General features: G+C 34.4%; 29 protein-coding genes. 28 read left to right on the plus strand and 1 reads right to left on the minus strand.

Features of this window, described 5'->3' with window-relative positions; translation table 11 throughout:
• Positions 1-6 precede the first annotated feature (6 nt).
• The 22 genes from Z053_RS0101360 (at position 7) to Z053_RS0101455 (ending at position 19,091) form a co-directional block, all read left to right on the plus strand.
• Positions 7-1,068 carry a class I fructose-bisphosphate aldolase gene (locus Z053_RS0101360; protein WP_025663237.1) on the plus strand — a complete coding sequence of 354 codons (1,062 nt, stop codon included), beginning with the start codon at positions 7-9 and terminating at the stop codon, positions 1,066-1,068.
• A gap of 11 nt (positions 1,069-1,079) precedes the next feature.
• Positions 1,080-2,423 (plus strand): dicarboxylate/amino acid:cation symporter, encoded by a 1,344-nt coding sequence (locus tag Z053_RS0101365; RefSeq protein WP_025663238.1) that lies wholly within the window; start codon positions 1,080-1,082, stop codon positions 2,421-2,423.
• Positions 2,420-3,334, plus strand: a complete 915-nt coding sequence (locus Z053_RS0101370; protein WP_025663239.1) for an alpha/beta fold hydrolase — start codon at positions 2,420-2,422, stop codon at positions 3,332-3,334. The genes Z053_RS0101365 and Z053_RS0101370 overlap by 4 nt, the downstream gene beginning before the upstream one ends.
• Positions 3,327-4,301, plus strand: a complete 975-nt coding sequence (locus tag Z053_RS0101375; protein WP_025663240.1) for an ATP-dependent 6-phosphofructokinase — start codon at positions 3,327-3,329, stop codon at positions 4,299-4,301. Before Z053_RS0101370 ends, Z053_RS0101375 begins: the two co-directional genes overlap by 8 nt.
• Positions 4,302-4,312: 11 nt before the next feature.
• Positions 4,313-5,308 carry a 2-hydroxyacid dehydrogenase gene (locus Z053_RS0101380; protein ID WP_025663241.1) on the plus strand — a complete coding sequence of 332 codons (996 nt, stop codon included), beginning with the start codon at positions 4,313-4,315 and terminating at the stop codon, positions 5,306-5,308.
• Between the two features lie 30 nt (positions 5,309-5,338).
• A complete protein-coding gene (locus tag Z053_RS0101385; RefSeq protein WP_025663242.1) occupies positions 5,339-6,169 on the plus strand; it encodes a universal stress protein in 831 nt (276 codons plus the stop codon).
• Between the two features lie 11 nt (positions 6,170-6,180).
• Entirely contained in the window at positions 6,181-6,735 is a 555-nt protein-coding gene (locus Z053_RS0101390) for an ion channel (RefSeq protein ID WP_025663243.1), read from the plus strand.
• Positions 6,728-7,570, plus strand: coding sequence for an ATP cone domain-containing protein (locus Z053_RS0101395; RefSeq protein WP_025663244.1), 843 nt, complete (start codon positions 6,728-6,730; stop codon positions 7,568-7,570). Before Z053_RS0101390 ends, Z053_RS0101395 begins: the two co-directional genes overlap by 8 nt.
• Positions 7,571-8,947 carry an MBL fold metallo-hydrolase RNA specificity domain-containing protein gene (locus Z053_RS0101400; protein ID WP_025663245.1) on the plus strand — a complete coding sequence of 459 codons (1,377 nt, stop codon included), beginning with the start codon at positions 7,571-7,573 and terminating at the stop codon, positions 8,945-8,947.
• 21 nt (positions 8,948-8,968) lie between these two features.
• Positions 8,969-10,471 carry a thymidine phosphorylase family protein gene (locus Z053_RS0101405; protein ID WP_025663246.1) on the plus strand — a complete coding sequence of 501 codons (1,503 nt, stop codon included), beginning with the start codon at positions 8,969-8,971 and terminating at the stop codon, positions 10,469-10,471.
• A 5-nt stretch (positions 10,472-10,476) separates the two neighbouring features.
• Positions 10,477-11,370, plus strand: a complete 894-nt coding sequence (locus Z053_RS0101410) for a ribose-phosphate pyrophosphokinase (protein WP_025663247.1) — start codon at positions 10,477-10,479, stop codon at positions 11,368-11,370.
• On the plus strand, positions 11,367-12,017 hold the full coding sequence (locus Z053_RS0101415) for a hypothetical protein (RefSeq protein WP_025663248.1): 651 nt from the start codon (positions 11,367-11,369) through the stop codon (positions 12,015-12,017). The genes Z053_RS0101410 and Z053_RS0101415 overlap by 4 nt, the downstream gene beginning before the upstream one ends.
• A gap of 2 nt (positions 12,018-12,019) precedes the next feature.
• A complete protein-coding gene (locus Z053_RS0101420; protein ID WP_025663249.1) occupies positions 12,020-12,313 on the plus strand; it encodes a hypothetical protein in 294 nt (97 codons plus the stop codon).
• A gap of 18 nt (positions 12,314-12,331) precedes the next feature.
• The gene (locus tag Z053_RS0101425) at positions 12,332-14,434 is read left to right on the plus strand and encodes a copper-translocating P-type ATPase (RefSeq protein ID WP_025663250.1); all 2,103 of its coding nucleotides are present in this window, start codon (positions 12,332-12,334) and stop codon (positions 14,432-14,434) included.
• Entirely contained in the window at positions 14,434-15,690 is a 1,257-nt protein-coding gene (locus Z053_RS0101430; RefSeq protein ID WP_025663251.1) for an MFS transporter, read from the plus strand. Before Z053_RS0101425 ends, Z053_RS0101430 begins: the two co-directional genes overlap by 1 nt.
• A 204-nt stretch (positions 15,691-15,894) precedes the next feature.
• Positions 15,895-15,996, plus strand: a complete 102-nt coding sequence (locus tag Z053_RS32175) for a hypothetical protein (RefSeq protein ID WP_152538250.1) — start codon at positions 15,895-15,897, stop codon at positions 15,994-15,996.
• 257 nt (positions 15,997-16,253) lie between these two features.
• Positions 16,254-16,628, plus strand: a complete 375-nt coding sequence (locus tag Z053_RS0101435) for an ArsR/SmtB family transcription factor (RefSeq protein ID WP_025663252.1) — start codon at positions 16,254-16,256, stop codon at positions 16,626-16,628.
• Complete coding sequence (gene merTP, locus Z053_RS0101440) at positions 16,625-17,230, plus strand: mercuric transport protein MerTP (RefSeq protein WP_025663253.1); 606 nt, start codon at positions 16,625-16,627, stop codon at positions 17,228-17,230. Before Z053_RS0101435 ends, merTP begins: the two co-directional genes overlap by 4 nt.
• On the plus strand, positions 17,230-17,436 hold the full coding sequence (locus tag Z053_RS31890; protein ID WP_035094594.1) for a GDCCVxC domain-containing (seleno)protein: 207 nt from the start codon (positions 17,230-17,232) through the stop codon (positions 17,434-17,436). Before merTP ends, Z053_RS31890 begins: the two co-directional genes overlap by 1 nt.
• 471 nt (positions 17,437-17,907) lie before the next feature.
• Positions 17,908-18,081: a hypothetical protein gene (locus Z053_RS31270; protein WP_160170037.1), complete on the plus strand. Its 174-nt coding sequence runs from the start codon at positions 17,908-17,910 to the stop codon at positions 18,079-18,081.
• Positions 18,071-18,892 (plus strand): hypothetical protein, encoded by an 822-nt coding sequence (locus Z053_RS0101450; RefSeq protein ID WP_025663254.1) that lies wholly within the window; start codon positions 18,071-18,073, stop codon positions 18,890-18,892. Before Z053_RS31270 ends, Z053_RS0101450 begins: the two co-directional genes overlap by 11 nt.
• Before the next feature lie 4 nt (positions 18,893-18,896).
• A complete protein-coding gene (locus tag Z053_RS0101455) occupies positions 18,897-19,091 on the plus strand; it encodes a hypothetical protein (RefSeq protein WP_025663255.1) in 195 nt (64 codons plus the stop codon).
• A gap of 1 nt (position 19,092) precedes the next feature.
• Here Z053_RS0101455 and Z053_RS29740 read toward each other — a convergent pair whose 3' ends face one another.
• Positions 19,093-19,530: a helix-turn-helix domain-containing protein gene (locus tag Z053_RS29740; protein ID WP_025663256.1), complete on the minus strand. Its 438-nt coding sequence runs from the start codon at positions 19,528-19,530 to the stop codon at positions 19,093-19,095.
• Positions 19,531-19,769: 239 nt separating this feature from the next.
• On the opposite strand from Z053_RS29740, the gene Z053_RS0101465 reads away from it, so the two are divergent.
• The 6 genes from Z053_RS0101465 (at position 19,770) to Z053_RS0101490 (ending at position 22,725) form a co-directional block, all read left to right on the plus strand.
• A complete protein-coding gene (locus tag Z053_RS0101465; RefSeq protein ID WP_152538238.1) occupies positions 19,770-20,018 on the plus strand; it encodes a hypothetical protein in 249 nt (82 codons plus the stop codon).
• A 33-nt stretch (positions 20,019-20,051) separates the two neighbouring features.
• Positions 20,052-20,639: a hypothetical protein gene (locus tag Z053_RS0101470; RefSeq protein WP_025663258.1), complete on the plus strand. Its 588-nt coding sequence runs from the start codon at positions 20,052-20,054 to the stop codon at positions 20,637-20,639.
• A 448-nt stretch (positions 20,640-21,087) separates the two neighbouring features.
• Positions 21,088-21,288 carry a hypothetical protein gene (locus tag Z053_RS0101475; RefSeq protein ID WP_025663259.1) on the plus strand — a complete coding sequence of 67 codons (201 nt, stop codon included), beginning with the start codon at positions 21,088-21,090 and terminating at the stop codon, positions 21,286-21,288.
• Positions 21,289-21,391: 103 nt separating this feature from the next.
• On the plus strand, positions 21,392-21,670 hold the full coding sequence (locus Z053_RS27705; RefSeq protein WP_025663260.1) for a hypothetical protein: 279 nt from the start codon (positions 21,392-21,394) through the stop codon (positions 21,668-21,670).
• 63 nt (positions 21,671-21,733) lie between these two features.
• The gene (locus Z053_RS0101485) at positions 21,734-22,144 is read left to right on the plus strand and encodes a hypothetical protein (RefSeq protein ID WP_152538239.1); all 411 of its coding nucleotides are present in this window, start codon (positions 21,734-21,736) and stop codon (positions 22,142-22,144) included.
• Positions 22,141-22,725, plus strand: a complete 585-nt coding sequence (locus tag Z053_RS0101490; protein WP_025663262.1) for an RNA polymerase sigma factor — start codon at positions 22,141-22,143, stop codon at positions 22,723-22,725. The genes Z053_RS0101485 and Z053_RS0101490 overlap by 4 nt, the downstream gene beginning before the upstream one ends.
• Positions 22,726-22,812: the final 87 nt, after the last annotated feature.

The following is a 22,812-nucleotide window of genomic DNA, read 5'->3' on the forward strand; positions in this document are numbered from 1 at the left end:
CAAGCTATGAGTACATACGAAAACATAACTCAAAACCTAGGCGATAAGGCTGATTTCTACTTAAATCACGTTTGTGAAAAAATAACAAAAGACGAATTACAGACACCAAGTGATAAAAGTCTTGATAAGGTTTTTACTAGCAGTAATCGAAATCCACAGGTACTGAGAAGTCTTACTCAATTATATAGTCACGGAAACCTAGGAGGTACAGGATATTTAAGTATTCTTCCTGTAGATCAAGGTATTGAGCATAGTGCTGCTTTCTCATTCTATAAAAACCCGGATTATTTTGACCCAGAGAATATTATAAAACTGGCTATAGAAGCTGGTTGTAATGGGGTGGCATCAACCTTTGGGGTATTGAGTTTAAATTCAAGGAAGTATGCCCACAAAATACCATTCATTGTAAAAATTAATCATAATGAACTACTAACCTACCCCAACAAATATGACCAAACTTTATTTGGTAAAGTAAAGGACGCTTGGAATATGGGGGCAATTGCCATTGGTGCAACTATCTATTTTGGTTCAAAAGAAAGCAATAGACAGCTTAAAGAAATTTCAGAAGCTTTTGAAGAAGCCCATAATTTGGGAATGGCAACCATCTTGTGGTGCTACACCCGAAACGAAGCTTTCAAAACAGAGAAAGAAGATTTTCACGCTGCTGCCGATGTAACCGGACAGGCAAATCATATAGGCGTCACCATACAAGCTGATATCATTAAACAAAAATTACCAACGAATAATTTTGGCTTTAAAAATATCGATTTCAGTAAATATAATGACGAAATGTATGAAACGCTCACCACGAATCACCCCATTGATTTATGCAGGTTGCAAGTGGCAAATTGCTATATGGGTAAAATAGGATTGATTAATTCGGGTGGTGGTTCTAAGGGACAAACAGATGTAACCGAAGCCGTAACCACAGCTGTCATAAATAAAAGAGCTGGCGGCTCTGGATTGATAATGGGAAGAAAGGCCTTTCAGAAACCTTTTGGTGAAGGTGTCGAACTATTGAAGTTGGTTCAAAGCGTTTATTTGAATTCAAAAATTAGCATTGCATAACAACACAGAAAATGTTTGATACAGAGATAAAATCACTTAAATCACTAAACGACTATCTGGTAAAACTGGTAGAAAACCGCCTATGGCTCAAAGTAATCATCGCCTTGTTTCTAGGTGTTGGGTTTGGTTTGCTCTTAAGCCCTCAAAATGGATTGATATCTAAAGAAACTGCTGATGTGGCAGGGAATTGGCTTGCACTTCCTGGTGTACTGTTTCTCAAGCTCGTACAGATGATTATGATTCCGTTAATTGTAGCATCCATCATCACAGGTATCGCAAGTAATGATAAGGAGAACCTTAAAAAACTTGGTGGTGGTGTGTTGCTTTATTTTCTGGGTACAACTATCGTTTCAGTAAGTATAGGCACTATTATCTCTCAACTCTTCAATCCAGGACGCTTTTTGCACCAACAGGCGTTATCTGAGCACAACGATATAACCTCCGCCAATTCAGAAGACACCGAACTATCATTTGGACTTGAAAATATACCAGATGCTATATCAAATTTGCTTCCTGAAAACCCTTTGGCGTCAATGGTAAGTGGTGAAATGTTAAGTATTGTGATTTTCACAATCATTATTGGTGTAGCTGTGCTATCACTTGAAAATACTTTACTGCGCCCAGTAAAGCTTCTTTTAAGTGCCATACAGGAAGTCTGTATGACGGTAGTAAAATGGTCAATGCTTCTAGTACCTATTGCCGTTTTTGGTCTTATGGCTCAGCTTACCTCTAGTGTTGGACTAAGTTCTTTATCTGGTCTAACATACTATGTTGGAGTCGTACTTTTTGGTCTTCTGCTACTAGTGATTTTTTATTTATGCTTAGTTGCCCTGCTTGGAAAGTCAAATCCGTTTCAATTCCTTAAAAAAATAAAGGATGTCCAATTATTGGCCTTCTCAACCACGAGTTCTGCGGCAGTAATGCCATTATCATTACAAACTGCTGAAGAAGAACTTGAAGTGGATAAGACCATCAGCAATTTTATCATTCCTATTGGTGCAACCGTTAATATGGATGGTACTGCACTCTATCAAACTATAACGACCCTTTTTATTGCTCAAGCCTATGGCTTAGAGATGAGTTTGCTAAACATCATTGTGGTCATCGTAACCATTGTGGCGGCATCCATTGGCACACCTGCTATACCAGGTGGCGGTGTAGTTATTCTAGCTTCAGTACTGAGTAGCGTTGGTATACCCTCAGAAGGCATTATTATCATTATAGGCGTAGAAAGACTGTTAGGAATGTTTAGGACAGCTGTTAACGTAACGGGGGATTTAACCGCTTGTGTAGTCTTCAATAGGTTTTATGGTATTACAGAGAAAACGAATATTAAATTGAGTTCAAAGCAATGACATTTCTAATCATATCCATATTGTTCATTTTTCCTGTGGTAGCCATAGCTAGCTATCAGCATTATAAGATTAGTCAGCAACCAGCCTACGATGCCAACAAAACACTCTTGAACTACGAAGTAGTAGGTTCTGGCGAAAACAAACTTGTTTTACTACACGGTTTAACAGGTTCTTTAAATTATTGGAAACGTGAATTAGACCACATTACCAAAACACATTCATTACTTCTTATTGACCTTCTTGGTTTTGGTGATTCGCCAAAACCAAAAAGCGATTATTCTCTTTCAAGTCAACTGCAAGCTATAGAATTGGTTCTAAATAAGGAAGGGTTCAATGATGGAAAAACGACCATTGCTGGACATTCTATGGGAGCTATAATTTCATTAGCCCTACTGGAAAAACAGCCAACTTGGTTCAAGGCAGGAATATTAATAGGTATTCCTGTTTATAAAGATGCCGATGAATTTAAGAAAATTATGTCCACACATTCTTTTGTAGATAGGATTTCAGCAAGCAAGTTTTCAAAATATGTTTGTATGGTTCATCCTATTTTTATGACACATGCTTTCAAGCCAGATAATCTAACAGATGATGTTTATAAGGATGCAAAAAAACATCATTGGATGAGTTATTACTATTCACTTACTGAAGTGATTTTAAAGACCAATTTACATAAGATAGCCAAAAACACCAGCGATAAAAAAGTGCTTTTTATCCATGGGAAAAAAGACACTACCGCACCATTTGAAAATGCCGTAAGATTATCAGAAGTATATAAAAACTCAAAAGTAGTTCCCTCTTCTGATGGTGACCATCAATTTTTTCTAAAAGAAGCAGAATTTGTATGGAACACAATCCAAGACTTTTCTGTTTCTGATAACACATTAATGAAAACTATAACCAATGAGTAATAATAAAATTGAACATATAGGTGTATTTACCTCAGGAGGTGATAGTCAGGGAATGAATGCTGCCTTATATGCCATTACCAAAGCAGCCGAAACTCATAATATCCAAGTAAGTGGTATTAAGAAAGGGTATGAAGGATTGATTGATAATGACCTCACAAAATTGAAGTCGCGCGATTTACAGAAAATAACACATAGAGGCGGCACCATCTTAAAAACCGCACGAAGTGAGCGTTTTATGACTTTAGAAGGTCGTAAAAAAGCATTACAGACCCTAAAGACAAACCAAATAGATGCTTTGATAGCTATTGGTGGCGACGGCACTTTTAAAGGTTTACTTGCTTTTTCAGAAATATGTGACATCCCATTTATTGGTATTCCAGGAACCATTGATAATGATCTTGCAGGAACAGATTACACCCTTGGCTTTGATTCTGCTGTAAATACTGCTATTGAAAATATTGATAAAATACGAGATACGGCCGAATCCCATAACCGCGTATTCATTGTAGAAGTAATGGGAAGGGATTCTGGCTATATAGGTATCCATTCGGGATTAGTTGTTGGCGCCAATGGGATTCTTATTCCTGAAAGCACACAGGACTTAACGTACTTGTTAGAAAAAGTTAAAAATTACGATAGTGAAGATGCATTCTTAATCGTAGTATCTGAAGGTGATGAAATAGGTACAGACTTAGTTGCATCCAAAATAAAGGAAGTCAACCCAGATGTCGATTTACGAATTACAAGATTAGGACACGTTCAACGTGGAGGAAACCCATCAGCTTTTGACAGAATGTTAGGAATAAGACTTGGCGCTGCATCTGTAGAAGTGCTTTTGCGAGGTTCTAAAAATGTAATGGTAGGACTCTATAACAATATGATTTGCACAACACCTTTTCAAGGTGTTGTAAAACAGCATCATATAGATGAAGAGTTACGGGATCTATTAGAGCTTTTTAGTTCATAAATTATTAAGATATGAAAACAACAATATTCAGTACACACAAATTTGATAAGCCTTCCCTTGTTAAAGCAAACAACGGAAAGCACGAGTTGAATTTTCTGGAATACAGGCTTACCAAAGAAACAGCGAGATTAGCAAGAGGTTCTCAAGCCATAGCGCTATTCTCAAACGACGATGCCTCAGCTGAAGTTTTAGATGAGTTGTACCAACAAGGGATTGAATATATCGTATTGCGTTCAGCAGGTTTCAATCACGTTGACCTTACAAAAGCTGATGAACTAGGGGTGAAAGTAGCTCGGGTTCCAGCCTATTCACCATATGCTATTGCAGAACATACCCTGACACTCATTTTAACCCTAAACAGAAAGATAATAAGAGCACACAATAGAATTCGAGAACAGAATTTCTCACTTAACGGACTAACAGGATTTGACCTAAATGGTAAAACAGTTGGTGTCATCGGAACAGGAAAAATAGGTGCAGTACTCATAAAAATACTTCACGGCTTGGGCTGTAAAATATTGGCTCACGATGTTGCTGAAGACAAGAACCTGATAGATTCATATGATGTCATTTATACCAACTGTACTACTATCTGCAAGCAAGCAGATATAATTAGCTTGCACGTTCCATTAACACCGTCAACAAAGCACTTAATAAACACAGAACACATAGCATTAATGAAAGAAGGAGTGATGCTCATTAACACCAGTCGAGGTGGTCTAGTTGACACCAAGGCGGTTATTGAAGGGTTAAAGTCTAGCAAGATTAGGTATTTCGGGATGGATGTGTATGAAGAGGAAGAGGGTCTGTTTTTTGAAGATCACTCAGATAACATCTTACAAGATGATGTCATTGCAAGATTGATGACCTTCAACAATGTTCTCATCACCAGCCATCAAGCTTTTTTAACCGAAACCGCATTAAAAAATATCGCGGATACAACCATATACAACTTAAATTGTTTTGAAGACAAAGTAATTTCTGGAAATGAAGTTACCATATATTAAAAAAAATATAAACCTATAAACCATCTAAAAATGAAAAACATATTAGTGCCCACAAACTTTTCAGAAAACTGCAATAAAGCAGCGGAACTAGGCATTGAAATGGCCAAGTTATATACTTCTGAAATTCACTTTTTACACCTTATGAAAACCCCTGTAGATTGGGTAAAACTGGATAAAGAAAAAGAAAAACGATATCCTGAAACTTTAAAGCAAATAGGTAAAGTAAAATCGGCTTTACGAGAATTGGAAAAAACAGCTGAGCGTGAAGGATTAAAGTGTCGCAATTTTTTACAATTTGATGCAGGTCAGGGTGATATTTTAGACCATTCAGGTCATTATCATCACGACTTTATCATTACAGGAAGTAGCGGAACCAAAGGTGTTATTAGAGAAATAACCGGAAGTAATGTTGAGCAAATAGTACGAAAAGCCAACGCCCCAGTAATTGTTGTAAAAGATGAAGAAGTCAACTTTCCTTTTAAGAATATCGCATTTGTTTCAAATTTTGAAGAAGACATAACTGATACTCTTAAACAGGTTATTTCCATTGCCAATAAATGTGAAGCTCGTATCCACTTGTTACGTATTAATACAGAGACAGATTTCAATAATATTAAACTTGGTCTAGACCCTATTGAAAAAATGTTGCGAAACTTTCCAGAGTTGAAAAACTATTCAATGGCTGTGTATAATGAACCCTCTGTTGAAAAAGGTATCAATACGTTTCTAAAACAACACCCCACAGATTTAATAGCAATGGTTACACACGGCAAAACAGGGTTTTTAAGTTTGTTTTCAAAAAGTATTGCTGAAGGAGTTACCAATCATTCTACTCTTCCTGTAATGACCATGCACATATAAAACACATTAACATGCCTGATAGCTTAAAACATATTCAAGAAAAACCTTTTTATCAATTGCTCTTTGGAAAAACGGCTTTGCCTATAATTACAATTTTAGGAATATCCTTATTATATGTCATTTTAATGTCAATAATCGACCATAGCACTTTACCGTTTCATATCATAATTGCCGTCGCTGCATTAGGAAAAACTATAGTGATTACTGTAACTACCTTGAAGCAACTTTCAAAGCTTATGAAAATTTGTCACTCATTAGAGCGATTGTTATGGGTCTTTGGATTAATACTAATTATCAGTATTTTTTCTTTTGCAACCGATTTCACTTGTCTTTTCCAGTTCAGCAATACAGCATTTGATGGCGTTCCTGACTATTCAAATTCTTACATATACAATCTATACCATTTCTTTTATTTTAGTGTAATTACCTTTTCAACAGTTGGATATGGTGACATTACACCTGTTTCTGAAATCGCCAAATTCGTTGTTATGCTCGAAATATTTTTAAGTTTTTTCCTAATCGTATTTGCCTTAGCTAATATCAAAAAAATACATATCAATGAATAAAATACATATAATAAAAGCAAATGGAGATAAAGCAGTTTTTCAAATTGAAAAATTGATATACTCATTAGAGAAAGCTGGTGCTAATAAAAAGGTAGTTGATGATATAGCTGAAAACATTGAAAGAATTATTTACGATGGCATGACGACTAAAAAAATATATCAAATAGCTTTTAAAATGCTCAAAGGTAAATCAAGAGTAAGTGCATCAAAATACAAACTCAAAAAAGCTATTATGGAATTGGGTCCTTCTGGTTTTCCATTTGAAAAATTAATAGGTAAAATAATGGAACACGAAGATTTTGATACAGAGGTTGGTGTGATAGTTCAAGGAAATTGCGTGAAACACGAAATAGATGTAATTGCCCAAAAAGACGATAAACATTATATGATTGAATGTAAATATCATAGTGACCAAGGACGAGTTTGTAATGTAAAAATTCCATTATATATCCAATCAAGATTTATTGATGTTGAAAAACAATGGGAACGCCAAAAAGGTCACGAAACAAAATTTCATCAAGGTGGGGTGTACACTAACACCCGCTTTACAACTGATGCTATACAATATGGAAAATGTGTAGGATTGCTTTTAACCAGTTGGGATTACCCAAGAGGGAATGGTCTTAAAGATAGAATAGACCAATCTGGTCTGCATCCACTCACCGCACTAACAACAATTACAAAACGAGAGAAAACAATGTTACTCGATACTGGGATTGTGCTCTGTAAAGAAGTACATCATAATCCAGATTTATTAAATCAAGTAGGAATTGAAAAATCAAGACATAAAAAGATTTTGGAAGATTCTGAAGAACTATGTAAAATAACAAGATAAATGAACAACACTAAAATAAATATCCACTTTTTAGGTGCTGCGGGAACCGTAACTGGCTCTAAGTACCTTGTGGACACTGGCGATAGAAAAATATTAATAGACTGTGGTCTATTTCAAGGACTAAAGGAGTTACGTCTCAAAAACTGGGAGTATCCACCAGTTGAAGTTTCAGAAATCAATGCGGTACTTCTTACCCACGGTCATATGGACCATACAGGATATTTACCGAGATTGGTTAAACAAGGTTTCAAAGGTCCCATCTTTGGTACCAATCCTACGTTGGATATTGCAAAAATCATCCTAAACGATAGCGCAAAGATACAGGAACAGGAAGCCGAACGTGCGAATAAAGAAGGCTATTCCAAGCACAATCCTGCTGAACCACTCTATAATTTAAAGGATGTAGAAAAAACCATCCCTCATTTCAAAGCGGTGCCGCCTTCACAATGGCTACCGATTCTCAAAGACGTGAAAGTGCGGTTTCAATACAACGGACACATTCTTGGCGCCACATACATTGAACTCGATGTACGTGGTAAACGCTTTGTTTTTTCAGGTGATATAGGGAGAACCGACGACTTGCTGCTCTATCCGCCTTTAAGACCGAAGAAGGTTGATGTATTATTCATAGAATCCACTTATGGGGGAAGATTTCATCCTGACGAAGTAGAGGCTATTCCAAAAATAGAAAAATTAGTAAACGATACTATACAAAGGGGTGGTAGCCTGTTTATCCCAAGTTTTTCGGTAGAACGTGCCCAACTGATGATGCTCATTTTTTGGAGGTTATTAAAAGAAAATAAAATTCCAAGAGTGCAAATGATAATGGACAGTCCAATGGGTGCTAATGTGTTGGAATTGTTCCATCGCACCAGAGATTGGCATAGACTAGATGAAAATGAATGTGATCAGATGTGTTCAAATTTCACGGTAGTTAGCAGCTATCGCGAAACTATGGAACTACGGATCGACAATGCACCTAAAATCGTGATTGCAGGAAGCGGAATGCTAACGGGAGGTCGAATGCTGAACTATCTTGAAACACAGGCTCAAAATCCAAATAACACCTTGCTTTTTGTAGGGTATCAAGCTGAAGGAACTCGTGGTAGAAAATTGTTGGAAGGCGACAAGAAACTCAAAGTTTATGGAAAATGGGTGCCATTTCATATGGAAGTCGCCGAAATTGAAGGGCTCTCAGCACACGCAGACCATAAAGAACTTATGGATTGGATGAGTATGATAGAAAACAAGCCCGAACGAATTTTTATTGTTCATGGTGAAAAAGAAAGCGCGGAAGCATTACAAAAGGGTATAACAGACACGTATGGTTGGAATGCTCAAATTCCACAATTATATAGCATCGAAGAAATAGAATAAACCGCAACACTGCAATAAATTATGGAACAACATTCAAATATCCTAAAATACAAACATCTTGGCATTTATACTCAGAATGAAAACGTGGTCTATATGCGTGAGGACTGCCATGTCTGTATATCAGAAGGGTTTGAGGCATTGACCAGAATTAGAGTTTCGACCGCAACCGCCTCAATCATTGCAAGCCTCAACGTTTTAAATTCTGATATTCTACTACCCAATGAAATTGGACTGTCCGATGCTGCTGCAAAAAAACTGAAGGTGTTCGAAAACGATACGCTTTACGTTTCGCATTTAGAGCCTATCGAGTCGTTAAGTCACGTTCGGGCAAAAATTTATAATCAAAAGCTCAATTACGATGCCTATAATCAAATTATAACAGACATCGTAGAAGGCGACTATTCTAACATCCATCTTTCAGCATTTATTACTGCTTGTGCAGGTGATCGAATGGACATTGATGAAATATCCAACCTCACCAAAGCTATGATTGCTTCAGGTAAGCAACTAAACTGGAACAAAAAAATAGTAGTAGATAAACATTGTATAGGCGGATTACCCGGAAACCGAACCACACCATTGGTAGTGGCCATAGTTGCTGCTTATGGACTTACGATGCCTAAAACATCGTCCCGAGCCATTACTTCCCCCGCAGGTACAGCAGACACAATGGAAGTACTTACCAACGTTACACTTTCCGCTGATGAGATAGAGACCGTAGTAAAACAGGAAAGCGGGTGTTTTGTTTGGGGTGGTACTGCACAACTAAGTCCTGCGGATGATGTACTTATAAAAATTGAAAAAGCATTGGATATCGATAGCGAAGGCCAACTCATAGCCTCGGTATTGTCTAAAAAGGCCGCTGCAGGTTCCACACACGTCGTTATTGATATTCCTGTGGGTGAAACAGCCAAGGTGAGAAGTATGGAAATGGCTGAAAAATTACAAAACCATATGGAAACCGTTGGTGATGCCGTAGGTCTCAATGTAAAAGTGATAATTACGGATGGCTCACAGCCCGTGGGTTATGGTATTGGTCCAACTTTAGAAGCCATAGACATATTAAACGTTCTGAAAAATGAAGAAAACGCACCCAAAGACCTAAAAGAACGCGTTGTGTTGTTGGCAGGTGAACTACTTGAGCTTTCAGGTAAGGTGACATTGGATACTGGTCGCCAAACTGCTTTACAATTATTGGATTCTGGAAAGGCTTATGAAAAATTCCTTGCCATTTGTAAAGCCCAGGGACGTTTTACGCAGCCTGTTTTAGCACCTTATAAAATAGAAATCAGAGCAGATTCTTCAGGGGTTTTGCAGCGTATTGACAATCGAAAGATAGCGAAGCTTGCAAAACTCTCAGGTGCACCTCAATCCAAGTCTGCAGGAATTTTATTGAATGTCCATTTAAACGAAAAAATTAATAAAGACCAATTGCTGTACACTCTTTTTGCAGAATCACAGGGCGAATTAAATTATGCATTGGAATATAAAAACAGCCATAACGATATAATAACCATAAAATAATTACAATGAAAACAATACTATTCAGTCTTCCAGGAAATGAAGACCTCACAGAACTTCTGGCAACAAAAATGGATGCCGAAATGGGAAAGACCACCTTACGAAAGTTCCCAGATGGGGAATCCTATACGCGCATATTATCTGATGTAAAGGATAAATGTGTGGTCTTGGTCTGCACGCTACACGAACCCGATGAAAAATTATTACCACTATACTTTTTAAGCCACACCGCAAAATCGCTGGGCGCAATGTGTACCTGTTTGGTAGCACCTTATTTAGCGTATATGCGACAAGACAAAGTATTTAATGAGGGTGAAGGAGTTACTTCTTCGTATTTCGGAAAACTGATTTCTGGATTCGCAGATAGTATTACTACCATAGACCCCCATTTGCACAGAATAAGTTCTTTGGGCGAAGTATATCAAATTCTAAATAAAGTGATTCACGCTGCCGATGATATTTCAAAATGGATACAAGAAAATATTGAAAATCCAGTATTGATTGGTCCCGATTCCGAAAGTGAGCAATGGGTTTCAGAAGTTGCAAAAAATGCAGGCGCACCATTTACCGTATTACAGAAAGTGCGCCACGGTGATAGAGATGTAGAAGTTTCGGTGCCAGATGTAGATAAATATAAAAATGCCACACCCATTTTAGTTGATGATATCATATCAACAGCCCGTACAATGATTGAAACTGTAGGTCATCTTAAAAAAGCTGGAATGAAACCACCAATATGTGTTGGCATTCACGCTGTATTCTCGGGCAATGCCTATCAGGACTTGGTAGATTCGGGCGTGGAAAAAATAGTTACCTGTAATACCATTCCACACCCCTCAAATGCAATAGACCTGAGTGATGTTATGGCGAAAGAGGTTAAGAAATTGATGCATCATATATGATAAAACCAAGCTACATACTATTTTTTATCCTTTTCAACTTCTCGATAAATGGGCAAACTGAAATGCTCATTGGGCAAATTTCAGGCAGGACAGTAGCACGCGAAAATTTTGATGAAGATAATTTGTTGCTTAACAAGCAGACTTTTGAGGCAGGAAAAATAATAGAGAAAAATGGATATTATCAAATTGAAGTCGTAACGGAATTGTTCGATAAAGAAAAAAAACCTACAGAAAAATACACAACGACCTATAGCTGTAAACCTGATGAAACAAGGATTATGGTAATGGCTTTTCCGTTTGCAAAACCAAATTCTAAAGAAACCGAAATCAATAGTTCAACCACAAACTTTACTGAACTATATGACTTAGATAATCTAAAAGACATTGAACTTGAAATGAGTTTTGATTCTGGCTTACTAAACTTTTTTGGTTCTAAAAGCCTCATTAAAATATATGAGCGCCAATTGAAAACCGACAAAGAAAATACACAAATCATATCAAAAATAAACATTAAGGCCTATGCATTGGGTATCCGCATCAAGCAACTCAACTATTCGGTTATTGAGCAATTAAACAATGATGGTCTTTTGACATTTCAGAAGTTTACCGAGGCCGATGGCAGTTATTTTACAATGACTTATAAATAAAAATGAAAAATTACGATACGCTTTCCGAAGCAATAAACGATTTAAAACAAAGAGGTTATAGTTACGATTTTAATCTAAAGCCTACCTGTTTGGAATGTGCCTCACTTAAAATAGAAATTAAACCTGAAGATTTTAAAGTCGATGAAACCCATCGTTTTGAGGGAATGAGCAGTACCGATGACAATAGTGTACTGTATGCCATATCATCAAAAGATGGTATTAAGGGTACATTGGTCGATGCCTACGGAGTTTATGCAGATAATATATCAGAGGCTATGAGGAAAAAATTACGATAACACTAAAAGAACAATACAATGGAAAATCACGAACATCACAATCACGAAGCAATGGATCATTCTAAAATGGACCATTCAAAAATGAAACAAAAAAAAGAAGATCATTCTAAAATGAATCACGGAAGTGGTGACCATTCTGGTCATAATCCTGGTCACGGACAAATGGGACACGATCATCATAAAATGATGATTGCAGATTTCCGGAAACGATTTTGGGTCACTCTAATCCTTACCATTCCAATATTGTTCTTATCACCAATGATTCAAGATTTTTTTGGCTACGAATTTCTGCTTCCTGGAAACCCGTACATCCTATTTGCGCTTTCAACTGTAGTATATTTCTATGGTGGATGGCCATTTTTAAAAGGGTTTTGGTCTGAAGTCAAAAAAGGTTCGCCAGGAATGATGACCCTAATTTCTATGGCTATTAGTGTCGCATATTTTTACAGTACTGCAACAGTTTTTGGGTTAAAGGGTGAGGATTTTTTCTGGGAATTGGCAACGTTAATTGCCATAATGTTAGTAGGCCATTGGATAGAAATGAAAAGTGTATTAGGGGCCTCAAAGGCCTTACAACTTTTAGTAAGTATGATGCCTGCAGAAGCCCATAGGGTAAAGGGTGACAATATTGAAGACATCCCTTTGGAAGATTTGTTAAAAGATGATGTCATCTTAGTAAAACCAGGTGAAAAGGTGCCTGCTGATGGAATTATAGTAGATGGTTCCAGTTATTTAAACGAATCAATGCTCACAGGTGAATCCAAACCTGTCAAGAAAGATGAAAATGATAAAGTAATTGGTGGTTCCGTAAATGGTAATAGCACCTTAAAGGTTAAGGTTGAGCATACAGGGAAAGATAGCTATCTCAACAAAGTAATCACTATGGTTGAAGAGGCTCAGAAAACAAAATCTAAAATGCAAAACCTTTCTGATAGAGCTGCAAAATGGTTGACTTATATTGCATTGGCTATTGGTTTTGGAACATTAGCTGTTTGGCTCATATTGGGCTTTCCATTTGTTTATGCATTGGAAAGAATGGTAACGGTTATGGTTATTGCCTGTCCACACGCACTTGGTCTTGCCATTCCATTAGTAGTTGCTATATCGACTGCAGTATCTGCTCAAAATGGATTATTGATTAGAAATAGAACAGCTTTTGAGGAATCCCGAAAAATATCAGCTTTATTGTTTGATAAAACAGGAACATTGACAAAAGGTGATTTTGGTGTCACAAGAGTTGAATCGGTTAACCAAGAATATTCACCCAAAGAAATTTTGAGACTTTCAAGTGCATTGGAACAGAGTTCTGAACATCCAATAGCTGTTGGGATTATCAAAAAAGTAAAAGAAGATAACATTACCATTCCCAATCCAGAAAATTTCAATGCCATTACTGGTAAAGGTGTAGAGGCCAATGTTGAAGGTAAACAGGTTAAGGTGGTTAGTCCTGGTTATTTAAGAGATGAAAAAATAGACATCCCAAAAGATGCCTATAGTGATGCTGCTGAGACAGTAGTTTTTATATTGATAGACGGGAAATTAGCAGGATACATTGCTCTTTCCGATGAAATAAGACCAGAATCTGCTGATGCAATTAAGGTGTTTAAGAAGAATAACATCAAAGTCTTAATGGCTACAGGTGATAATGAAAAGACAGCCAAAGCTGTGAGTGAAAAGCTTGGTTTAGATGGCTATTACGCTGAAGTTTTACCACATCAAAAAGTAGAAATAATAGAAGAACTACAAATAAAAGGTGAGTTTGTAGCAATGACTGGTGATGGTGTAAATGATGCGCCAGCGTTAGCAAAAGCAAATGTAGGTATTGCTGTTGGTTCAGGTACTGATGTAGCAGCTGAGACAGCAGATATTATTTTGGTAAACAGTAACCCTCAAGATATTGCCAATCTAATTCTATTTGGAAAAGCAACCTATAACAAAATGATTCAGAATCTAATCTGGGCTACGGGATATAATGTAGTTGCCATTCCGTTAGCTGCTGGTGTACTTTATTCATCCGGATTTGTTTTAGGGCCAGCTGTAGGAGCTGTTTTTATGAGTCTTAGTACCATCATTGTGGCTATTAATGCTCAGTTATTGAAACGAAAAATTGGGGGAAAATAATGGAGAAGAAAGAGAAACTCAATAGGATATTTTTAATGCTATTGAGTTTATTCGTAGTAATGCTTGGGTATGGTATTCTATTACCTACCCTTCCTTACTACACCGAAAGATTGGCTCTAAAAGCTAATCTAGATACCGATTTGATCAATTTTCATGTTGGTCTATTAACAAGTATATATCCGCTATTCCAGTTGATATTTGTTGTGGTTTGGGGAAAACTCTCAGACAGGTACGGTCGTAAGCCCATTATTATAATTGGTCTTTTAGGCTTTGTTGTGATGCAATTACTTACTGGTTTGGCTACTTCTCTTACAATGCTTTATATAGCCCGTATTTTTGGAGGTGTTTTCACTTCTTCCGTTATTCCTGTAAGCAATGCTTATTTAAGTGATATAACGTCCAAAAAACGTAGAACAAAGATTATGGCTTGGTCTGGTGTAGCCGTAAGTTCTGGTGTTATTTTTGGACCTGTAATTGGTGGGTTTCTTTCTCAAACCAATTTGCATTTAGAATACGCAATAGGGCAGTTGCACTTAGATCGTTTTTCGGTTCCATTTCTGTTTGCAGCCTTGTTAGGGTTTATCGTTTTTCTTGTAGTATTAAAGCGACTTAAAAACACAACCAGAGTCAGCAAGTTTACAACTCAGAAAATCAAATTTAGTATTACTCTTAGCAAATATTTTGTGGCACTCTTACTGCTCTCTTTCGTAATGCAATTTGTAGTAACACTTTTTGAAACGGTATTTTCTATTTACGGCAAAGATGAATTGGCATTTAACAGCAGTCAGGTAGGTATAGGATTTATGCTATGTGGTTTGGTAATGGCAGTTCTGCAACCCATTTTTGCTAGTTATGGCGAAAAGTTATTGTCCACCAAAAAACAGATTGCATTGGGGCTGATTATATCTGGAATAGCCCTAATCATTTTTCCTTTTTTCACAAATGAATTGATAGTATATAGCCTCATTGTCATTTTTGCCGCTGGTGGTGCTATGATTACACCTAACTTACTATCAGCCGTTTCCTTAATTTCAAAAGAGAATACCGGCAGGAATATATCCATACAAAGTTCGACAAATAGCATTGGTCAAATTTTAGGTCCGGTGTTGGGAACTTGGCTAGTCGCAGGCGGTTTTTATTATCCATTTATAATTGCTGGAAGTATTGTTCTAGGCGCCTTAGGGATTCTGGTCTTCCTCAAACCTACAAATAAACACGAAGAAGATCTTACCCATACATCGGTAATGAAGAACTAAACCACAAACTTTAAAACCTTAAATATTTTGCATAAATTAATTGATCAAATTTTAAATGACTACAAGGAAGAAATCCAGACAATAGGAGAGTCCAACCTTAACGATTTCAGTAATATTGAGAAAGGGATTTCCATTTCTAGAATGTACCTGCAAAAATTACGAATATGTGTAAGGAAAAATGAATTCAAGAATTAGCAAGAAGATATTGATCCATACAACTGGCTTAAAGACATACTGCATAGAATACAAGAGTATAAGACGAATCGATTATATGAGCTGCTGCTTAACAATTGGGAGCAGTATTAAATAACTAGCTAACTATATAGCCTTGCAATTTTTACTAGTAAATACCCTTCCTTTATATCTGGTAAACCAATTTCATGACGAATATATATTTAAGTTGCTATAAATTATTATAACTAGTCAAGAATTCTAAAGGTTTTAGATGAATAGTCGCTGTTTTAATAGACTGTCTCTAGCGTTCTGGAATAAATTGTTTCAGCTAATATTATTAATCTTATTTAAGTATTTGCTTAAATAATAAATAACTGTAACTTTGTCATATGAAAAATAATTCTTGCATACGACAACGAGCAGATATCCAACAAATAAATCGGTGTAAAGAAACCGTAGCTTTATTAGATGAAACATTTGATTACCTATCCAATGGGCTTTCCTTAGTTGGGAACAACACTAGATTAAAAATTCTTTACCTTTTTTTTGATCAAAAAAGACTGTGTGTTTGTGATTTGAGTGATATTCTTGAAATGAATATATCCGCTATCTCACAACATTTGAGAAAAATGAAAGACCGAAATCTCATTGAAACGGAAAGAGAAGCCCAAACAATTTTTTACTCATTAACGGTAGAATATGAAAAATTTCTGTATCCCTTCTTTGAAATACTCGATAAGGATAAAATTTTAGAAACAACATGAAAAGCGAAAACAAATTAATTGGAGCAGGTTTATTAACTGCAATTGCAGCTTCTTTATGCTGCATAACACCGGTTCTAGCTCTTATTGCAGGTACAAGTGGAATTGTCTCAACTTTTTCTTGGATAGAGCCTTTTAGACCTTATCTAATTGGACTTACGGTTTTGGTTCTTGCCTTTGCATGGTATCAAAAATTAAAGTTAAAAAAAGAAATTGATTGTGATTGTGATTGTGAAATAAATGAAAAACCAAAATTTGTACAATCGAAAACTTTTTTAGGAATTATAACTCTATTTGCACTCATTATGTTAGTTTTTCCTTACTATTCAGGAATTTTCTATTCAAACCAAAAAAAACAGGTAATCGTAGTTGAGAGATCAGACATAAAAACTACTGAATTTAAAATTAGTGGTATGACATGTATAGGTTGCGAAGAACATGTAAATAGCGAAGTGAATAAATTGAATGGAATTATTAGCTCAAATGCATCATATAAAAACAAAAATGCAATAGTGGAATTTGACCAAACTAAGACTAATGTAATGGAGATAGAAAAAGCCATCAATTCAACTGGTTACAAAGTAATTGATAAGAAACAGCAATAATGGAAGTCATATTAAAATCAGAAATCAAGTGTCCGCATTGTGGTTATAAAAAAGAAGAAGAAATGCCAACGAATGCTTGTCAATTCTTTTACGAATGTGAAAATTGCAAAAAAGTTCTAAAACCGAACGAAGGAGATTGTTGTGTTTATTGTTCATATGGAACAGTTCCCTGTCCTCCAATTCAAGAAAATAAAAGTTGTTGCTGAAAAATTAGACTTAATGTAACCATTCAGTGAACCGCACAAGATGTAGTTTGCCGAACGGTTACTTTAAAAAAAGCCATTTCCTAAGCTAAAGATTTAAATCTCATTTGAGAACTCATCAACATAATTAATCAACTCTATGATACAAACATTTCAATCTCTAAGCTAAATAAATATTACGAGATTCCGCAAACCTATTTACGGTAAAACAATAATCAAAATAAGGTTAAAATGGAATTGTAATTTACTTCAAATCAATTGTTTACATAAAAAAAATGTTGCTTTCAGATTAAATCTGATTTTTTCACCCTTTTTTAAATGAAAAACACGGGTATTATCCCCCATTTTACCCTAAAATTTCCGCGAAATTACAATTAAATTAGTTGAAAATTAGTAGTGTTTTTTCTGATATATAAGGCTATTTTTACTTGTAAATCAAATACTTAATTAATAATCCCTAATAAATTATAATATATGAAAACTACTAAAAACCAGTCGAAATTTTTAAAACAGTTTTTTGTTTGCATTCTTTTACTAAATTTAGCGTTATCCGTGGGAGCATGTTCAGATGACTCCTTGGAAGAAAATGAAGAAGTGAACTTATTAGCTTCGGATAAAGATGAAGAACCAGATCCAGATGACAGATAGTAAAAGAATATTTTTATCAGTTTTTATTATGATAGGTGCAGTGATTATTTTTACTGCACCTTTATTACATATACGCTTTCCGAAGAAACCAGCTTACCAACAAAAATTTGAGAATAAAATAAAAAAATATCATGTCGACAAAGACAACGAGCTTTGTGATTTAAAAGAAGCCTTATCACAAAATAAAATTTCTCCTCTTGATTACATACAACAATTAGAGGAATTTCAAATTAATAAAGCAGTTAAAACTGATATATTAGATTATCAATTGAACAACTTAATTGATGAGAATAGAATTGCTGGTTTTAGAAGTATGAGAATATTTTTAATCGGTTTTGGAATAAGATTGCCTTATATTCTATTTTCATTTATAATTCTCTTTTTCTGTCTCTATTCAAAGGAGAAACTAAAAACTAATGTTTATTTACATCGGGCCGTTATAGTTTTATACACAATATCATTTTTTATTTCTTTCTATCTGACTATCTGGTTTTTATTACCTAGAGATTTACCAATTACTGCGTACCATCTATTAATTGGGTGTTTATCAATACTAAGCACAACTTTGTCAATTTACTTTATTAAGTATTACTATAATAGAGGTTCTAATTTCCTTTTAAAATTCAAAGTAAAAGAATTAGTTCGTTTCATTAATAAAAGTCGTTCTTATACCTTAGATTTTGCATTAAAAGCATCCCAAGCCAATCCAGATCTAAAAAAAGATATTAAAAATAAAATAGGAAAATATGACGAAGAATTAGAAGAAACAATGCTGAAAGTAGCTAACAAAAAAGAATCAGAAATTAGCTAAAAAAATGGGTGTCAAAAAAGGCGAGCTATATAAAAATATTTTTAAACAAGGGTTAATACACAAATCAGATGTAGATGACCTCAGCAAATCACTCATGAATTTATTCGAAGAAGAAATATTAAAAAAAGAAAATCAATTAAATGAACTTAGCCAAAAAAAAGAAAAATTAAAAAATGATATTTCATCTCCAGATGAATAAATTAAGTACTCCCTATTTTCTTAATATTATTCTTCATTACTTCTTCTAATCTTTCAATAATCAATTCTTCATCCGTTATTCTACCATCAAGAATTTTTAACTTTATATACATCCATAATAAGGCACTTTCAGAAAACTCTCTATCCCTGATATACATACTTTCAATGATTTCAGCAACAGAATAATTTTTAAGTCCTTTATCATTTGTGTTATTTCTTGGTTTCAAACTATTATTGGATAAATCAGTATTAATAAAATCGTCCAAAGATATTTTGTAAATCGCACATATTTTCTGCAATGTATCAATCTTTGGCTGCGCCTTCTGATCAATATAAGATCCAATATTACCTCTATTAAGACCCACGGTTTCGCCAAAAGCATCTTTTCCAAGACCCGTTTTATGTAGTAAATAGTTTAAATTTTTAGATATATAATTCATTTTATGTGTGCATTTATCATATTTTATGTGAATTATTCATATAAAATATGTAAATTTGCTTGAGGTGAAAAGGTAAATTTATAAAAAAACAAACGAAAACGATAAAATATTATTCTCTCTAAATAAGAGATAGTTTTTCCCCTTCAGTAATTAGAATGAAAAATGATCTTAATTAAATGATCTTTTCATACGGATCGTTAACAATAACACCTAACAATCAACAAGTAAAGAATGTTTTTATGAAAAAAAATCGGAGGTTCATTGTAGAAAGTTGGCTAATCGAATACCAAGATATTTTCAATAAGAATGGGCTTGATAGGTTTTTTAAAATTCCTCCGGGAACTATACAAAAATTCCTTACACATGATAGAAAACTTAATGACAAAAGGATTAAAAGAGCATATCGCTCAATAAAAAAACTAATATCGGACTTTGAATCGCCAGAGCAAAATAAAGGAAGTGATCAAAAAGAAAGCAATTTGCGATAGAGTTAAGTTAATAAAACCCAAAATAATACAAATATGGACAATCTTGAATTAACTAACCTAAAAAATAGGTTTATAGCTTCAATACTAAAATATCTCAAAGAGAACATCGATCAATTTCATACCAATCTAACTAAAGGTGAAAATTATGAAACTACCCTCTATGAATGGTCAATAAGCCTATTTAACGAAGGAAAATCGATTGATGAAGCTGTAGAGGAAATAAATAAAAGAAGAATGCTTGTTATGCTCAGTAGTACAAGAGAAGTTAACATCATAAAAAGTCTATCGACACAACGAAAACTCGAAAAAGTAATGCTTAATCTGGAACAAGAATCTTGCTATTCAAAACTTAAAGCCCCCCAAAAAACAATTGTAAACGAAAGGATAGAGGCATTGGCAAATACCGATTTATGGAATCATCCAGATATCCTTGAGTTTGCTCTTACAATCATTAAAAAGAATTTTCAATCTGATGATTCTATTAGTGAAGAAATTGAATCCGCAAAAAACAAAAAGAATCCAGATAAAAAGAATGGAAAATTTCTATCAGAGTTTAGAAATTATTTACAACCTAAAACTATAATCAATGACAGAAGATTTAGATCCCCACAATTAAATTGAGTTTGTGGTTAATTACCCCAACCCCAAGTATAGATGTTGGGTGCTTTATAAACCAAATCAGTACTTTTAAAACCTCTATTGTAAATCTCCAAACTTTCAATAGCAATATTCTTTCATAATAACCACGTTTTAAAGGTATTCCCCAAGGAATAAAGCACCCTCATCTATCCTAAGAATTAAATTTAATAAGGCATACGGGAGCAAAGAACATCATAATATCAGTATAAGTTGAGTTTGTGTTAAATACCCATTTATGATTGCGCTCCTGTATCCTTTTAAACTACCTTAAAAACAAATGAATATAGACAAGATTAAAACTACTACCAAAATACTGTACTTCCTATTTGGGGCGATAATAGGGGCAATAACACTGCACATAATAGGAACATACCCTCCGTGCTAATAAAAAGAATTTATCAACGTCGAACTATACCTAAACACAAGACTTATGGAACAAATTAAATCAGTACAATTTTTATATGATGTACTACAATTAATGGAAATTGATATAAACCTTTTTATGGATGATCTACATTCCAAAGTTCCCGATACTCTATTAGTTCACGAATCAATTGCTAAGATATACTATTATGATAAAGCTTGTGATTCCATTGAAACACTAAGCAATAGTGAAGTTTGGATTAATTAATAAATAAAAAGAGTAACACAATTGGAATCTTCCCAAATCTAGTTCCTACCCTAATTGAACACCTACTTATGCCTATGTTTTAACTTTTAAAATATCAATTAATATGATTGCATTAAAACAGTTAGAAATGATAGACAGAATTGATCAATTAATTCGTCTGAAAAACACTGGCACTCCTGACGAACTATCTTCAAGACTAAAAATATCAAAGACTAAGTTATATCGATTTATTCGATTAATGAAAAACCTAAATGCTCCAATTATCTATGATATTTACCATAGAAGTTTTGTATATGAAAAAGAGGTCAGTTTTAAGTTTGGTTTTTATACCAACAATCCCATTAGAAAAGAGAAAAATCCTCATAAACTAATTGCCAAATAAAACCTCCATTGTTCCTCCTTTTTGAGGTACGTATTAATGTATTTAAAACTTAAAATAATCAAAATGAAAATTAAAACAGTATTGACCATATTCTTTTTATTAATTCTCATACCTACCTTGGCTCAAGCACAAGCATCCAAGGATCAAAAATCAAGAAAATTAATAGCAGTTTTTCGCTTCAACGGAATTACCTATGAAGGAGATAGGGTTTTTGGAATACATCTAAACAAAGAAAAAATCATTGAAATTGCTTTGAATGAGTTGATGAGAGATAACAAACATAATTTTGAATCTGACCTAAAAGAAATGAAAATTTGTATTGATTCAATTGAAAAGAAAAAAGCTAAACACTTTTTTAAAGAATTCAAAAAAATATGCCCGAATGGATATCAAGCAATATCAAACGAAGAATATAATAATCTTACTGATATTCAAAAAAGAGGACTGTTAGGAAATAGTTCACTAAAATTATGAATAGCCTAAAAATGATAAGCCATAAGGATCATAAAATAATAAAAGGAATTATTACTGGAGATTCCTTCATCATCGACACTTTTTATCAAGAAAACTTTCAATACGTTGGTAATTATATCTTAGAAAATTCTGGAAATGAAGAAGACATAAAGGATATATTTCAGGATGCAATGATTATTATCTACAATAAACTAATCTTTAATCAACTCAATATTAAAGGTTCTTTACGAAGTTATTTCTACGGAATTTGTAAAAACCTATGGAGAAATCAATACCGTAAGGAAAGTAACATTATTTACAGTAATTCCCTCCTTAAACACCTCCAAAAACAGCATATATATACCTCTCAAAATATGGAAATAAAGGAACGACAAGATATCTACCAGAGGTACTATATGAAATTGAGTAGAGAGCAACAAAAATTGCTAAACCTTTCCTTTGAAGGAAAGAGTTCAAAGGAAATTTCAAAAATAATGAAGTACACAGAGGGTTACGTGAGAAAAAAGAAACACTATTCAAAAAACCGTTTGCAAAAAATGATAGAAAAAGACCCTTCTTACAAAGAACTTGTAAATTGTTAATCTAGAACATTGTATATAAGAAAATTACCTAGTGTATTGTTGTCATTTTTAATATTAAAAACTATGTTTACTAAACTTAAAACCGAC

The sequence above is a fragment of the Aquimarina megaterium XH134 genome (genome assembly GCF_000520975.1).
GTDB classification, from domain to species: Bacteria; Bacteroidota; Bacteroidia; order Flavobacteriales; family Flavobacteriaceae; genus Aquimarina; species Aquimarina megaterium.

What these genes read in the sequence shown, in the direction of transcription:
- Z053_RS0101385 (WP_025663242.1), top strand. Translation starts at nt 5,339, where the DNA reads ATGAAAAACATATTAGTGCCCACAAACTTTTCAGAAAACTGCAATAAA.
- merTP (WP_025663253.1), top strand. Translation starts at nt 16,625, where the DNA reads ATGAAAAGCGAAAACAAATTAATTGGAGCAGGTTTATTAACTGCAATT.
- Z053_RS0101420 (WP_025663249.1), top strand. Translation starts at nt 12,020, where the DNA reads ATGAAAAATTACGATACGCTTTCCGAAGCAATAAACGATTTAAAACAA.
- Z053_RS0101360 (WP_025663237.1), top strand. Translation starts at nt 7, where the DNA reads ATGAGTACATACGAAAACATAACTCAAAACCTAGGCGATAAGGCTGAT.
- Z053_RS29740 (WP_025663256.1), bottom strand. Translation starts at nt 19,530, where the DNA reads ATGAATTATATATCTAAAAATTTAAACTATTTACTACATAAAACGGGT.
- Z053_RS0101455 (WP_025663255.1), top strand. Translation starts at nt 18,897, where the DNA reads ATGGGTGTCAAAAAAGGCGAGCTATATAAAAATATTTTTAAACAAGGG.
- Z053_RS0101430 (WP_025663251.1), top strand. Translation starts at nt 14,434, where the DNA reads ATGGAGAAGAAAGAGAAACTCAATAGGATATTTTTAATGCTATTGAGT.
- Z053_RS0101370 (WP_025663239.1), top strand. Translation starts at nt 2,420, where the DNA reads ATGACATTTCTAATCATATCCATATTGTTCATTTTTCCTGTGGTAGCC.
- Z053_RS0101450 (WP_025663254.1), top strand. Translation starts at nt 18,071, where the DNA reads ATGACAGATAGTAAAAGAATATTTTTATCAGTTTTTATTATGATAGGT.
- Z053_RS31890 (WP_035094594.1), top strand. Translation starts at nt 17,230, where the DNA reads ATGGAAGTCATATTAAAATCAGAAATCAAGTGTCCGCATTGTGGTTAT.
- Z053_RS0101400 (WP_025663245.1), top strand. Translation starts at nt 7,571, where the DNA reads ATGAACAACACTAAAATAAATATCCACTTTTTAGGTGCTGCGGGAACC.
- Z053_RS0101365 (WP_025663238.1), top strand. Translation starts at nt 1,080, where the DNA reads ATGTTTGATACAGAGATAAAATCACTTAAATCACTAAACGACTATCTG.
- Z053_RS0101415 (WP_025663248.1), top strand. Translation starts at nt 11,367, where the DNA reads ATGATAAAACCAAGCTACATACTATTTTTTATCCTTTTCAACTTCTCG.
- Z053_RS0101465 (WP_152538238.1), top strand. Translation starts at nt 19,770, where the DNA reads ATGAAAAAAAATCGGAGGTTCATTGTAGAAAGTTGGCTAATCGAATAC.
- Z053_RS0101470 (WP_025663258.1), top strand. Translation starts at nt 20,052, where the DNA reads ATGGACAATCTTGAATTAACTAACCTAAAAAATAGGTTTATAGCTTCA.
- Z053_RS0101435 (WP_025663252.1), top strand. Translation starts at nt 16,254, where the DNA reads ATGAAAAATAATTCTTGCATACGACAACGAGCAGATATCCAACAAATA.
- Z053_RS0101390 (WP_025663243.1), top strand. Translation starts at nt 6,181, where the DNA reads ATGCCTGATAGCTTAAAACATATTCAAGAAAAACCTTTTTATCAATTG.
- Z053_RS0101425 (WP_025663250.1), top strand. Translation starts at nt 12,332, where the DNA reads ATGGAAAATCACGAACATCACAATCACGAAGCAATGGATCATTCTAAA.
- Z053_RS0101485 (WP_152538239.1), top strand. Translation starts at nt 21,734, where the DNA reads ATGAAAATTAAAACAGTATTGACCATATTCTTTTTATTAATTCTCATA.
- Z053_RS0101410 (WP_025663247.1), top strand. Translation starts at nt 10,477, where the DNA reads ATGAAAACAATACTATTCAGTCTTCCAGGAAATGAAGACCTCACAGAA.
- Z053_RS31270 (WP_160170037.1), top strand. Translation starts at nt 17,908, where the DNA reads ATGAAAACTACTAAAAACCAGTCGAAATTTTTAAAACAGTTTTTTGTT.
- Z053_RS0101375 (WP_025663240.1), top strand. Translation starts at nt 3,327, where the DNA reads ATGAGTAATAATAAAATTGAACATATAGGTGTATTTACCTCAGGAGGT.
- Z053_RS0101490 (WP_025663262.1), top strand. Translation starts at nt 22,141, where the DNA reads ATGAATAGCCTAAAAATGATAAGCCATAAGGATCATAAAATAATAAAA.
- Z053_RS27705 (WP_025663260.1), top strand. Translation starts at nt 21,392, where the DNA reads ATGATTGCATTAAAACAGTTAGAAATGATAGACAGAATTGATCAATTA.
- Z053_RS0101380 (WP_025663241.1), top strand. Translation starts at nt 4,313, where the DNA reads ATGAAAACAACAATATTCAGTACACACAAATTTGATAAGCCTTCCCTT.
- Z053_RS0101405 (WP_025663246.1), top strand. Translation starts at nt 8,969, where the DNA reads ATGGAACAACATTCAAATATCCTAAAATACAAACATCTTGGCATTTAT.
- Z053_RS0101395 (WP_025663244.1), top strand. Translation starts at nt 6,728, where the DNA reads ATGAATAAAATACATATAATAAAAGCAAATGGAGATAAAGCAGTTTTT.
- Z053_RS0101475 (WP_025663259.1), top strand. Translation starts at nt 21,088, where the DNA reads ATGGAACAAATTAAATCAGTACAATTTTTATATGATGTACTACAATTA.